Here is a 12,216-nt window from a genome sequence, read left to right on the forward strand (position 1 = left end):
TCCCGGATGAGTCTGCCTGCACGCTGGAGCCTGATGTTCAACCGTCCCTGCCTGCGGAATGGCCGCACTCGCCTCGATCCTCTCGGCTGCCTGATGCCGTCTGGTGATCGCAATTGACCCCGCCCATCAACAGCCTGATCTATGTGACGGGCGGCGCCCGCAGCGGGAAGAGTCGGTACGCCGAACAGCGGGCCAGCGCTCTTGACGGCGGACAGGTAACGTATCTGGCGACCGCCCAGGCCTTCGACGACGAGATGGCTGACCGGATCCGCCGTCACCGCGCTGACCGGCCGGCCGGCTGGCACACTCTGGAGGAGCCGCTGGAGGTGGTGGAGGCCGTACAGCGCGTGTCCGGCGTGGTGCTGCTCGACTGCCTGAGCCTGTGGGTCAGCAACCAGATGCTGCGCGGCGACAGTGACGAGGCGATGCTGCGCGCCGCCGACGACCTGATTGCGGCCCGGCACCGGCGCCGAGGTCCGCTGGTGGTGGTCAGCAACGAGGTGGGGCTGGGCATCGTGCCGGACAATCCGCTGGCCCGGCGCTTCCGCGACGTGCTCGGCTGGGTCAACCAGCGTGTGGCGGCCGACAGCGACGAAGCCTGGATGCTGGTCAGCGGCCTGCCACTGCAGCTCAAGGAGCATGGCGGTGCAGCTCCTGGCTCCGCTCAGGAAGGGAGATGTTCATGATGGATGTTCATCCGTACGAGGCCCTCAAGACCCTGATCGCCTCCATCCTGCCCGCCGATGAGCAGGCCATGCAGCGGGCGCGGGAGCGGCAGGCGCAGCTCACCAAGCCCACCGGAGCGCTGGGCCTGCTGGAAGACCTGAGCGTCCGGCTGGCCGGGGTGTTCGGCACGCCGACCCCGGCGCCACGGGGCGCGGCCGTGATCGTGGCGGTGGGTGACCATGGCGTGGTGGCCGAAGGGGTCAGTGCCTATCCACCCGAGGTCACGCCCGCGATGGTCGCCAACTTTCTGGCCGACACGCCCTTTGGTCCCGGGGGCGCGGCGGTCAACGCCCTGGCCCGCACGGTGGGGGCGCGGGTGTATGTGGCGGACGTGGGCGTGAACGCCACCCTGCCGGATCATCCGGCCCTGATCAGCGTCAAGGTCCGGCGCGGCACCCGCAACCTGCGGCATGAACCGGCCCTGACCCGGGACGAGGTGATCCAGGCGATCCTGGCCGGAGCAGCGCTGGCGGCCGAAGCCATCCGGAACGGCGCCGACCTTCTGATTCCCGCCGAGCTCGGCATCGGCAACACCACGCCCGCCAGCGCCGTGACCGCCCGGCTGCTGCAGCGGGAGGTGCCGGGCCTCACCGGTCGGGGTACCGGCGTGGACGACGCCACCCTGGCCCGGAAGCAGGCGGTGATCGAGGCGGCGCTGGCGCGTGGGGGCAGCGTGCCCACCGACCCACTGGGGGTGCTGGCCGACCTGGGCGGCCTGGAGATCGCCTGCATGCTGGGCATGATGCTGAAGGGAGCGGCGGAGCGGCGGGCCATCATCCTGGACGGCTTTGTGGAGGGAAGCGCGGCGCTTGCCGGGATGGCCCTTGCTCCGGCGCTGCGTGATTACCTGTTTGCCGCGGGGGAGTGTGCGGAGGTCGGCCATGCCGCGCAGCTCGCACACCTGGGCCTGCGTCCGATGTTCCGCCTCGACCTGCGGCTGGGTGAGGGCACCGGCGGTGTGCTGGCTGTGCCGATGCTGATGAGCGCCGCCGCCGCTCTGCGCGAGATGCGAACGTTCGCCGAGGCACAGGTCCCGGACCGCGCCTGACCAGAGGAACCGGATTGCCGGACGCTGGGGTTCCGAGTGGTCGTCTTCTGCCAGCGCCCAGCTGCCGGGGGAGCGTTCTAAGCGCCTGACGCGGACCGGCTCGGGTTCTGCTCAGTGATAGGGCCGCCGTGGGTAGACGCAGGGTTGGTGGCACCAGCCCCCGTTCATCGCAGGGCGCTGCAGTTCTCCCGTCCCGCCAGTCGTGGAAGCGCACGCCCTGACCCATGACTCAGGTCTGGCCTGACATTCCGGTACAGGCGCTGCCCTGCACAGCTGACCGCAACACCAGAACACCGATGTGCCTCCTCCCAGCGGCGGCATACGTGACCCTAGGCCGCGACCTTCCAGCGCGGCCTGCGAGCAGTTCTGGCATCAGACCGACGGTTCTACAGCGCTCAGGCAGCTCTCCAGGTAGCGGAGCAGGGCGTCTGGGGACGTGAAGACGCGGCGTTGCTCCTCGTGCGGCGGCTTGACCGACGCCCGCCACCTTGGGCGGCCACCGTCGTCCTCGAGCCAGATGCGCAGCTGATACAGGGCATGTTCGCCGGGCTGGAGCGTGATGACGTGCTCTGGCATGGTTGTGGGCACCTCCTTCCACGGTCAGGGTAGGTCAGGGCCAGTGATTGGAGCCTGATTCGGGCGGCCGACCTTCACGTCCGGCCCGTTCCCGCTTAGACTGAGGGAGTCTTCTATGCAGCCCGATCACTGGCGCGTTCAGTTGCTCGGTCCGGTTTCCCTTCAGGGACCGGGCGGCGTGTCGCAGCGCCCCGAGCGGAAGCTGGCGGCGGCGCTGGCGTACCTGGCGCTGGAGGGGGCCACCGGGCGCGGGCGGCTGGCAGGCTTGTTGTGGCCCGACTCGCTGGAGAACACCGCCCGCAACAACCTGTCGCAGATGCTGCGCAAACTGCGCCTGTTCGCCGGCAGCGACCTGATGGTGGGCGGCGACCTGCTGACGCTCAGCCCGGAGCTGGAGGTGGACGCGGCACGGGTGCGGGCCGCGTACACGCAGGGGCACAGTGCGGAGCTGCTGGCGGCGGGGGGTGAGCTGCTGGCCGGGCTGCGCTACGACGACTGCCCGGACCTGGATGACTGGGTCAACAGCGAGCGTGAACGCATGTCCGAGTGGCGCGGTCTCGCGCTGCGTGCCGAGATCACCCGGCTGGAGAGCGCCGGAGAGTATGCGGCGGCCCTGCTCCAGGCGCGCACGCTGCTGGACCTGGACCCGGTGTCGGAGGAAGCGTGGCGCCATGTCATGCGGCTGCACTACCTCGCGGGTGACCGTCCGGCGGCGCTGCGGGCGTACCACCGCTGCAAGGAAACGCTTCAACGCGAGTTTGGAACCGGGCCGCTGCCCGAAACGGCGGAGCTCGCCCGGGAAATTGATCAGGGCCGCGTGCCGACCCGCGCTCCGCTGAAGGCGTCGGCCCTACCGCTGGCGGTGCTGCGCCCGCCGCACCTGATCGGGCGCGAGCAGGAGTGGGCGCAGCTGAACGAGGCCTGGGAGCGCGGCCAGATGATCTACGTGGAGGGTGACCCAGGGGTGGGCAAAACGCGGCTGATCACCGACTTTGCGGCGAGCAAGGGCGGCTTCATCGAATTCCGCGGTCGGCCCGGCGACATCCACCAGCCGTTCACCAGTTCGGCCCGCAACTACCGGATGCTGGCCGAGCGCACGCCGAACCTGGAGCTGGAGCCGTGGGTGTGGCGGGAGGTGGGCCGCGTGCTGCCCGAGTACGCCCCGCCGGGCCCGCCGCCCGAACCGCTCGGCTCCGGGGCCGACCTGCTGCGCTACCGCCAGGCGATGTCCGTGTTCTCGCGGCAGACCTACCAGGGCCTCGCCACGGTGGTGGCCGACGACCTGCAGTTCTACGATCACCCCTCCACCCGCGACGGCCTGTACTTCTTCTCGAGTTTCTTCTCTGCCCCCCGTGACCCGGATCACCCGTTTCCGCGTGTGATCGGCGCCTACCGCACCGGAGAACTGTTGCCGGAGGTGGTGCGCGACACCGAGGAACTGGTGCGGCAGGGCATCGCCATCCGGATTCAGCTGCGGCCGCTCGGAGAGGCGCTGCTCAATGCCCTGATGGACGACCTGGGCGTGCCCGAGGACCGCACGCTCCGCACGCGGCTCGCGGGGTACTCGGGCGGCAGCCCCCTGTTCCTGCTGGAGATCGTCAAGCACCTGATCGAGAGCGGCACCTTCTCGCGCGCTGGGTTCTCTGGGGTGGAACTGCCCGTCACCGCCCGCGTCGGGGAGGTGATCTCCCGGCGCCTCTCGCGCCTGTCGGCCCCGGCGCTGCAGGCGGCGCGGGCGGCCAGCGTACTTCAGAGCGACTTCGACGTGGAGCTCGTTGCCGAGATGCTGGGCGCACCGCTGCTGGACATCGCCGCCGCCTGGGAGGAACTTGAGACCGCCGGCATCGTGCGGGGGCACAGCTTCTGGCACGACCTGGTGTACGAGACGGTCAGTGCGAACATCCCCGCCAGCGTGCGGAGCCTGCTGCACCGCGCGGCGGCCCGCACGCTGGAGCGCGCCGGCGGGCACGTGGCGCGGGTGGCCCGGCACTGGCAGGAAGGCGGCAAGCCGGACCTCGCCGCGCCGGCTTTTCTGCGCGCCGCCCGGGACGCCCAGGACCGCTACCAGCTCACCGAGACCGTCGGGTTCTACGTCCAGGCGGCGGCCGCCTTTGAGGCGATGGGCTGGGCAGACGAGGCGGCGGCGGCCCAGGCGGAAGCCGCGCGCGTGCAGGAGCAGCTGCTCACCGTGGGGGTCCAGTGAGCACCCCGGGGTGGCACCTGCGGGTGCTGGGACCGCCGGTGCTGGAAGGCCACGGCCTCGAACTCCCCCGGGTGGAGCGGAAGCTGGCGGCGGCGCTGGCGTACCTGGCGCTGGAGGGGGCCACCGGGCGCGGGCGGCTGGCAGGCTTGTTGTGGCCCGACTCGCTGGAGAACACCGCCCGCAACAACCTGTCGCAGATGCTGCGCAAACTGCGCCTGTTCGCCGGCAGCGACCTGATGGTGGGCGGCGACCTGCTGACGCTCAGCCCGGAGCTGGAGGTGGACGCAGCGCGGGTGCGGGCGGCGTACACGCAGGGGCACAGTGCGGAGCTGCTGGCGGCGGGAGGCGAGCTGCTGGCCGGGCTGCGCTACGACGACTGCCCGGACCTGGACGACTGGGTCAACAGCGAACGTGAACGCATGTCCGAGGCGCGGCTGCAGGCCCTGCGGCAGGCGGCGGATCTGCTGGAACGTGAGGGGCAGTACGCGCAGGCGTTGACGCAGGCGCGCACGCTGCTGGACCTGGACCCGGTGTCGGAGGATGGGTGGCGCCGGTTGATGCGACTGCACTACCTCGCCGGGGATCGCCCCGCCGCCCTGCGGGCCTACCAGCGCTGCAAAGAGGTGCTGCAGCGTGAATTCGGGACCGGGCCACTGCCCGAGACGGTGGACCTCGCGCGGGAGATCGACCGGGGTACCGTGCCGGTCCTGGCGCCTGCTGTCCGCACCGAGCTGCCGCTGGCGGTGCTGCGCCCGCCTCACCTTGTCGGGCGGGAGCGGGAGTGGGCGCGGCTGGAGGCGGCCTGGGCGGCCGGGCAGTGGATTTTCATCTCCGGCGAGCCGGGCTCCGGCAAGACGCGGCTGGCGCTGGACTTCGCCGGGAGCAAGGGTGAATACGTCGTGTATTCCGGGCGGCCCGGCGACCGGGTGCAGCCGTGGTCCACCCTGACCCGGATGAGCCGCATCAACACCCAGCGCCTGCCGGACCTGCAGATGGAGCCGTGGGTGCGCCGGGAGATCTCGCGGCTGGTGCCGGAGCTGCTGCCGCCGGAAGATCGGCCCCCACCGATCACGGGGGACGAGGAACTGCTGCGCTTCCGGGAAGCGCACATGATCTGGACCATCGCCATGCACCAGGGCCTGCAGTCCAACATCTGTGACGACTGGCAGTTCTACGACGACCACACCAACCAGATGGGCCTGTACATGTTCGGCACGTCCTTTCCGCTGGGGCAGCCGGGCGGCATGCTGCGCCTGCTGGCGACCTTCCGGCGCGGTGAACTCCCGCCCGAGAGCGCGGCGCTGGTGCGGCATACCCTGGAGCTGGGCATCGCGGTGTTGATCGACCTGGAGCCGATGGACGAGCCGGCCGCCGACCGCCTGATGAGCGACATCGGCGTGCCAGACGACCCGGACCTGCGCCGGCAGCTGTGGCGGCACTCGGCCGGGAACCCGCATTTCCTGCTGGAGACGGTCAAGCTGCTGCTGGAAGCGGGCCGCCTGGACGGGCCGCTGCCCGAACGGCTGCCGCTCCCCGAGAAGGTCTGGGCGCTGATCGGGCGGCGGCTGGAACGGCTCTCGCCCCCGGCGCTGCAGGCGGCGCGGGCGGCGGCGGTGCTGCAGAGCGACTTCGACCCGGAACAGGTGGCGCAGATGCTGGGTGCCCCGCTGCTGGATCTGGCGCAGGCCTGGGAGGAACTGGAGGCCGCCCAGGTGCTGCACGGCAACCGCTTCACGCACGATCTGGTGTACGAGGCGGTGGTGGCCGGCATCCCGGCGTCCGTGCACGGCCTGCTGCACCGGGCCGCCGCGCGCACGCTGGAAGGCGGCGAAGGTGTGGCGGCCCGGGTGGCACGCCACTGGCAGGAGGGCGGCAAGCTGGACCTCGCCGCGAAAGCCTACCTGCGCGCGGCGCAGGAAGCGCACGACCAATATCTGCTCTCCGACGCTACGCGCTTCTACACCCTGGCGGCCGACCTGCTGGAAAGTCAGGGGGACGTGCGCGGAGCGGCCGAGGCGAGAGCGGCCGTCGCAGCGGTGCCCCTGGAGTCTGCCGTGCGCCTGCCCTCCTGAACGCCAGGGGTCAGCGGCCGATCGCCCATGGCTCCCACCACGGTTGGACGCCATCCCGCACCGCACACCCCCAGAGGAGGGAACGCACATGACCGACGGACCGAACCGTGACCTGTGGGGCGCTGCCGAGGCCTACGAGCGGTATATGGGCCGCTGGAGCCGCGCGGTCGCGCCCCTGTTCCTGGCGTGGCTGGCCGCGCCCCCAGGCCAGCGCTGGGTGGACCTGGGCTGCGGCACCGGCGTGCTGTCCGGCTGCATCGCTCAAACCTGCCAGCCGGAGTCGCTGCTGGGCCTCGATACCGCCGAGGCGTTTGTGCAGGTCGCGGCGGAGCGGGTGCCGGGCGCCACATTTCGGGTGGGGGATGCCACCGAGACGGGGCTGCCGCCGGGCGGCTTCGACCGGGCCGTCAGTGGCCTGGTGCTGAACTTCACCCGTGACCCGCTGCAGGCGTTGCGCGAGATGGCCCGGCTCGTGCGGCCCGGCGGACAGGTGGCGCTCTACGTGTGGGACTACGCCGGACACATGCAGATCATGCGCCGCTTTTTTGACGTGGCCCGCACGATGGACCCCGAGGCCGTCCGGTTCGATGACGGAGTCAACGCCCCGATCTGCCGCCCCGGGCCGCTGCGGGAGGGGGTAGAGGCGGTGGGCCTCGGGAACGTGCAGGTGACGGCGCTCGACATCCCCGCCGCGTTCGAGCATTTCGACGCGTACTGGGCGCCGTTCCTGGGCGGGACCGGGTCCGCACCGAAATATGTCGCGACCCTCACGACGGAGCATCGTGACCGGCTCCGGGAAGCAGTCCGCGCTTCGCTGCCCACCGGGCCCGACGGGGAGATTCTGTTGGCAGTCCGCGCCTGGGCGGTCAGGGGCACCGTCGGCCCCTGACCGCGTCCGGACCCTGCCGTCAGGAGACCGGCTCGTGCAGGCGCTGTTCGGCGTCGAGGCCCGCCGGCCACGCCGCTGGGGCCGTGGCCAGCCAGCTGGCCGCCACGTCGCGGGTGTACTCGGCGAAGGAACGAGGTGGACGGCCCAGCAGGAACTCGGTCTGCTGCACGTCGGCCGCGGAGGTCTTCATCTTCACCCTGCCGACCATCCGGTAGCTCTTCTGGCAGTCCAGCGCCTTGCGCCCCCCGTAGACACGGTCAAAGATGGCGTCCGTGACTTCAAGGTCGGGAAGGTACGCCACCGGCCGGCCAAGCGCCGCGCTCCAGTGGGCGGCCGTCTGTTCACCGTCGAGCGACTCCGGGCCCACCAGCGCGTACCCGCCAGACGGTACGCTGGGATCGAGCAGCGCCCGGGCCGCCGCCTCGCCCACGTCGCGGGTATCGACCCGCGGCACCAGCCCCAGCGGGAAGGGGTAGCGACCGCCCTCCAGGTGTGCCCGGCAGACCTCATCCATCTGGAAGTAGTTGCCGGGACTCAGCACCACCGGGTCGGTGCGCGAGGTCCGGACGCGCTCGGCGAGGCGAAGTTTAGGCCGGTAGTGCGGCATCATCAGTCCGAACACCGTCCGCATGGCGAAGCGGGCGAGCCGCGTCCGGCCGTCCACGTAGACGCCGGAAAAGACCAGCCGCACGCCCTCGCGTTCGCAGGCCGAGACGAACCGCTCGGCAAACACCTCCTCCTGCTCATCGTGTGGCGAAACGTAGAAGGCGGCGTGGACGCCCTGCAGGGCGCGGGCGATGGCGACCGGGTCCTCCAGCGTGCCGGGGGCGCGCTCGACCGTTTCCGGCAGGTCACGCACCTTTTCCGGCGAACGGACGAAGACCCGCACGGGGGCACCGGCGGCGAGCAGTGCCCGCACGACCTGAGAGCCGATGGCCCCGGTGGCTCCGACGACGAGGATGGGGCGGGTGGGCAGCGGAAGCGAGTGGACCGTGTTCATGGGGTTCCTCCTGAATGGGAGTGGGCGACGCGCCGCACGTTCAGGGCGCGGGAAGGAGTGCTGGGCCGGGTGAGATGTACGGTGAGGGCCAGAGATCTGGCGTTACGGTCCCCGCTTCAGGTCCCAGCTCAGCAGGTACTGGGTCGGCTGGATGAACACCGTGCTGCTGCCCTCGGCTTTCCCCTTCAGGACGTTCGGATGGGCGGGATCGAGGGCGCCCTCGACGTTGGTGTTGAGCGGCTCCTCGCTGGTGTTCACCGGCTTGGTGCTCGAGTGGTCATTGACCGTATGCGCGCAGCCGTCCTTGTAGATGTCAACCGTCTTGTCCTGCCCGGTCATCGGGACCAGCTTCGGAGCGAACGACAGGCTGTAGTGGCCGTCTGACAGATGCAGCCGCGCCTCGAGCGTCGCTTTCACCGTGCCGGACATCTGGAAGTTACGGTCGTAGATGAAGTGGTGGCGCAGGATCTTTTCTCCGAAAGCCTGACAGATTTCGTAGATCTTCTTCTCCCTATGCCCGATGGACGAGTACTCAGCCGACCCCTCCTGCTCAAGCAGCAGCGTGGTGTTCCAGGCATCCACGGGTGTTTCGCCCACCACCTTGAAGGTATGCGTCTGCTTGGCATAGTTGGAGCCCGCACCCTCGAAGCCGTCTTGCATCTTCCACGGTTGCCGCCCCGTCTCGGTGTAGAAGACATACCCCTGCCAGGTGTTGGCTGGCGGCCTGACCTGCACATTTGCAACCACGGTCACGTCGCCCAGCATCAGGTCCGACACCCGCACCGACACGGCCACAGGGTTCTTGCCCGGCGGCTTCATTGGGGCGGTGTAGCGGGCGGTGCCCTGGCCGTTGCCCGTCTCGGCCACGGTCCCTGCGGTGCTGTTCCCGCCCACGGCTCCGTTTGCGGCCCAGCTGTGCGCCGTGAACGCCGCAGCCGCGGGACCGCAGCTGGAGGAGGGAATCGGGCCTTCTGTTTCACCATCCGGGTGCAGGCAGGTGATGAGCTGAAGGTCAAGCGACCCGCCGACCTCGACCTCAGCCGACAGCGGCTTGAGTTGAATGCCTTCCAGCAACGACCAGTCGCTGAAGTGGGTGGTCTCTACCGAGACGGTCTTTGCCGCCACATCCCGGGTCGGTGCGCGGTGGTACTGCCACACCCCCCGCACGTCCTGAAAGCCAAGGCTCAGGACCTCCGGTGCAGAGCCGGACACGTCCTGATCGGTGTAGCTGAAGGTCAGGCGGACCGGGCGAGCGAAGGTGAGGCCCTCCGGGCTCAGGCGATACGCCTGACCGGTGCCGCCCGGGGCAGTGCGGGTGATCGGCTGCAGGCCGACCGTCTGGTCGCCGCTGAGCGCCCCGGCAGGGATATCGATCCGGACCGAGCCGTCCGCCGTCGTGAGCGTGCCGCCTGCCGCGCCGATGGTCGCCTGAACGCCCGTGCCGGTCGGCGTGCCGATGGGGGCGGGGACCGGTACCTGATGGCCGGGCGGCGTGGTGGTAGGACCGCGCCCCGTGGGACCGCCGCCGCAGGCCGTCAGGGCCAGGAGGAGCGTGGTCACGAGGATCAGGGGGGGCCGTGCAGGGGGCCGCAAGGGGCCGGTCGTCCGGGGTTCGTTCATGGTGGTCCTCCATGCCGTGTGGCCAGGACACCATCGCCCAGGACCTCTGATCCGGCCGTGATCCGTCAACGCGGGCCCGGTGGCGGCCCGGATGTCCGCTGGACCTCGTGTTCATCGACGAAATCAGGGTGTTGTGGCCGTCTCAGGGAGACGATCACGCGGAAATCAGACGGGCGGGCGTACGCTCACGCCACTTCCCAGGAAGGCGCCTCTAGACCGGGGCGCAGAAAGGACCTCCGATGATCCGCACTGCCCTTCTGACCGCCCTTGCCCTGATGTCATCTGCCCTCGCCGCGCCCACCGCCAGTTCACCGCTGCCGGCGCCAATGCTCGGCAGCTGGCTGTACGGCCGGCTCTCGCCCATCGAGTACTACGACCGCACCTCGAACAAATGGATGGACGCCAGCGGCGCGACCGAGATCGTCACCTTCGCCGCAGACGGCCGCTACGAGCGCACCCGCCTGCTGTCCATGACCACCTACGGCTGCACCTCCAAGCTCTACATCTACGAAAAGGGGAGCGTGAAAATCGAGGGCGACCGGATCACCTACCGCCCCTCCGAGGGCATGAACAAGGGCTACACCTGCACGCCCTCGAACCACTGGGAAACGACCACAATCAATCCTGAAACCTGGGTCTTCCGCTTGGAGAAGAACCAGGCCGGAGCGGACATCATGGTCATGCGGAACCTCAAGGGTGACGCCGAAGCGCACTACGGCCGGTACAAGCGGTGAACAGGGCGCACCTGAACGCCTGGACCGTCGTACCCGCCCGTGAAGGAGAACAAATCGGTCCGGCCCACGCCCGGGACCAGAAGCAAAGGAGAACCATCGTGCCCCTTGTCCCCCTGCACACCGACCAGCACGCAAATAACCGGCCGCCAAGGGGACGCATCTGGCCTCTCTGCGCCGCCCTCTTGGCCATGCTGACCACTCCCCTGGCCGCCGCGGCCCCCGACCTGAAGGGTGCCACGCTCTGCCTGAGCCCGGAGACCACCATCTTCGTCATGGTCGAGGACGGGGTTCCTCTGAAGCTGACCGGGCTGGAGAACCAGCTCTACGTCGAACTGAAAAAAGTTCTGCGGACCGGGGCCGTGACCTATCAGGATGCAACAGCCTGCAGCCGCTCGTCCGCAAACCTCACTTTGAGCCTGCGGGTTCGCCCAATCCAGGGCAGCTCCGCCCTGGAGACGCAGGTCTCGACCAGAGTTCAGGATTCAACCAGCCCGGGAGCGACCTCATGGATGGGTGGTGAGTACCGCTGGTCAACGGTGGAGTACGGCAAAGTTAGCCCCGGCAAGGCAGAGGTAACGGCGGAACTGCTGAACGGGACCCGCACCTCGCTGAGCCGCCTCGTCAATGCGTGGAAAGCCGCCAATCGTTAAGTTCCATGTCCGTTCTCAAAAAGTTGCGGTGGGCCAGGGCAGGCGTTGTTTCCCTGACTGGAGCCCCCTGAAGCGGTGGCCGGAATTCCGGCCACCGCTTCCGTTCCAGGGCACATGGATTGGGTGCCACCAGTTGATTCGCGAAAGCGATGGGGAGGCCTTCGGGAACCCCGTGCACCAGGGGATGAGGCAGTGTGCTTGCGCGTCCGGACACATTCGAACCCTGCCGTGCGGTCACACCGTTGTCCGCATCGAATTTGCAGTCCCGTGTTCAGCCAGAGGTCGGTCGCTGGCGGAGCTTCTTCCTGGATTCGGTTATCAAGGACATGACCGTACGGTCCCGGAATGCGCCGGTGCGCTTGCCGGGAGTGCGTTGGTGCGACAGGAAGAAGTGCTTCAATGCACCCCTGGGCCGGGACAGGCTTGCGGTGTCCAGTGCACGTCGCCTGTGGGGGCTCTGTCCTGCAGGCGACGGACCATGACCTTCTCAATGTCGGTGCCGGGCACCACACCGGACTGTCCGTTGCTCGACACGGCGCGCGCCAGCCCAGGACGGCGACGCCCATGCTGCCCTGAATGATGCTGGGCAGCAGCCCGGTGGGCAGAGACGAAGGCATAGCGGGCTGCTGCCGGGAAGGAGCGCCCATCGCGGCAGGCTGTCCGCGGCACATTACAGCTGAAGTACGGTCGCCCGGGAG

Annotated in this window: 10 protein-coding genes; 7 read left to right on the forward strand and 3 right to left on the reverse strand. The window is 69.4% G+C overall.

Annotation, left to right across the window (positions count from 1 at the left end; all coding sequences use genetic code 11):
• Positions 1 to 113 precede the first annotated feature (113 nt).
• Entirely contained in the window at positions 114 to 686 is a 573-nt protein-coding gene (gene cobU, locus ABOD76_RS21300) for a bifunctional adenosylcobinamide kinase/adenosylcobinamide-phosphate guanylyltransferase (protein WP_350245371.1), read from the forward strand.
• On the forward strand, positions 686 to 1,774 hold the full coding sequence (gene cobT / locus ABOD76_RS21305) for a nicotinate-nucleotide--dimethylbenzimidazole phosphoribosyltransferase (protein ID WP_380129774.1): 1,089 nt from the start codon (positions 686 to 688) through the stop codon (positions 1,772 to 1,774). The genes cobU and cobT overlap by 1 nt, the downstream gene beginning before the upstream one ends.
• A 372-nt stretch (positions 1,775 to 2,146) precedes the next feature.
• Here the strand turns inward: cobT and ABOD76_RS21310 are convergent, their stop codons facing one another.
• Entirely contained in the window at positions 2,147 to 2,350 is a 204-nt protein-coding gene (locus ABOD76_RS21310) for a hypothetical protein (protein WP_350245373.1), read from the reverse strand.
• Positions 2,351 to 2,465: 115 nt separating this feature from the next.
• On the opposite strand from ABOD76_RS21310, the gene ABOD76_RS21315 reads away from it, so the two are divergent.
• The 3 genes from ABOD76_RS21315 to ABOD76_RS21325 all read left to right on the forward strand — a co-directional run bounded on the left by ABOD76_RS21315 (position 2,466) and on the right by ABOD76_RS21325 (position 7,514).
• Entirely contained in the window at positions 2,466 to 4,553 is a 2,088-nt protein-coding gene (locus tag ABOD76_RS21315; protein ID WP_350245374.1) for a BTAD domain-containing putative transcriptional regulator, read from the forward strand.
• The gene (locus ABOD76_RS21320; RefSeq protein WP_350245375.1) at positions 4,550 to 6,625 is read left to right on the forward strand and encodes a BTAD domain-containing putative transcriptional regulator; all 2,076 of its coding nucleotides are present in this window, start codon (positions 4,550 to 4,552) and stop codon (positions 6,623 to 6,625) included. The genes ABOD76_RS21315 and ABOD76_RS21320 overlap by 4 nt, the downstream gene beginning before the upstream one ends.
• An 88-nt stretch (positions 6,626 to 6,713) precedes the next feature.
• Positions 6,714 to 7,514: a class I SAM-dependent methyltransferase gene (locus ABOD76_RS21325; RefSeq protein ID WP_350245376.1), complete on the forward strand. Its 801-nt coding sequence runs from the start codon at positions 6,714 to 6,716 to the stop codon at positions 7,512 to 7,514.
• 19 nt (positions 7,515 to 7,533) lie between these two features.
• On the opposite strand, the gene ABOD76_RS21330 is transcribed toward ABOD76_RS21325, so the two are convergent.
• Positions 7,534 to 8,514: an SDR family oxidoreductase gene (locus ABOD76_RS21330; RefSeq protein WP_350245377.1), complete on the reverse strand. Its 981-nt coding sequence runs from the start codon at positions 8,512 to 8,514 to the stop codon at positions 7,534 to 7,536.
• 102 nt (positions 8,515 to 8,616) lie between these two features.
• Positions 8,617 to 10,074: a hypothetical protein gene (locus ABOD76_RS21335; RefSeq protein ID WP_350245378.1), complete on the reverse strand. Its 1,458-nt coding sequence runs from the start codon at positions 10,072 to 10,074 to the stop codon at positions 8,617 to 8,619.
• Positions 10,075 to 10,409: 335 nt separating this feature from the next.
• On the opposite strand from ABOD76_RS21335, the gene ABOD76_RS21340 reads away from it, so the two are divergent.
• Both ABOD76_RS21340 and ABOD76_RS21345 read left to right on the forward strand, forming a co-directional pair.
• Positions 10,410 to 10,868, forward strand: coding sequence for a hypothetical protein (locus ABOD76_RS21340; protein WP_350245379.1), 459 nt, complete (start codon positions 10,410 to 10,412; stop codon positions 10,866 to 10,868).
• 188 nt (positions 10,869 to 11,056) lie between these two features.
• Positions 11,057 to 11,518, forward strand: coding sequence for a hypothetical protein (locus ABOD76_RS21345; RefSeq protein ID WP_350245380.1), 462 nt, complete (start codon positions 11,057 to 11,059; stop codon positions 11,516 to 11,518).
• Positions 11,519 to 12,216 lie beyond the last annotated feature (698 nt).

The organism is Deinococcus sonorensis KR-87 (assembly GCF_040256395.1).
GTDB classification, from domain to species: Bacteria; Deinococcota; Deinococci; order Deinococcales; family Deinococcaceae; genus Deinococcus; species Deinococcus sonorensis.

Bases quoted from the DNA above. Each gene is read 5' to 3' on its own strand.
- ABOD76_RS21340 (WP_350245379.1), top strand. From the start codon at position 10,410: ATGTCATCTGCCCTCGCCGCGCCCACCGCCAGTTCACCGCTGCCGGCG.
- ABOD76_RS21325 (WP_350245376.1), top strand. From the start codon at position 6,714: ATGACCGACGGACCGAACCGTGACCTGTGGGGCGCTGCCGAGGCCTAC.
- ABOD76_RS21345 (WP_350245380.1), top strand. From the start codon at position 11,057: ATGCTGACCACTCCCCTGGCCGCCGCGGCCCCCGACCTGAAGGGTGCC.
- ABOD76_RS21310 (WP_350245373.1), bottom strand. From the start codon at position 2,350: ATGCCAGAGCACGTCATCACGCTCCAGCCCGGCGAACATGCCCTGTAT.
- cobT (WP_380129774.1), top strand. From the start codon at position 686: ATGGATGTTCATCCGTACGAGGCCCTCAAGACCCTGATCGCCTCCATC.
- ABOD76_RS21315 (WP_350245374.1), top strand. From the start codon at position 2,466: ATGCAGCCCGATCACTGGCGCGTTCAGTTGCTCGGTCCGGTTTCCCTT.
- ABOD76_RS21330 (WP_350245377.1), bottom strand. From the start codon at position 8,514: ATGAACACGGTCCACTCGCTTCCGCTGCCCACCCGCCCCATCCTCGTC.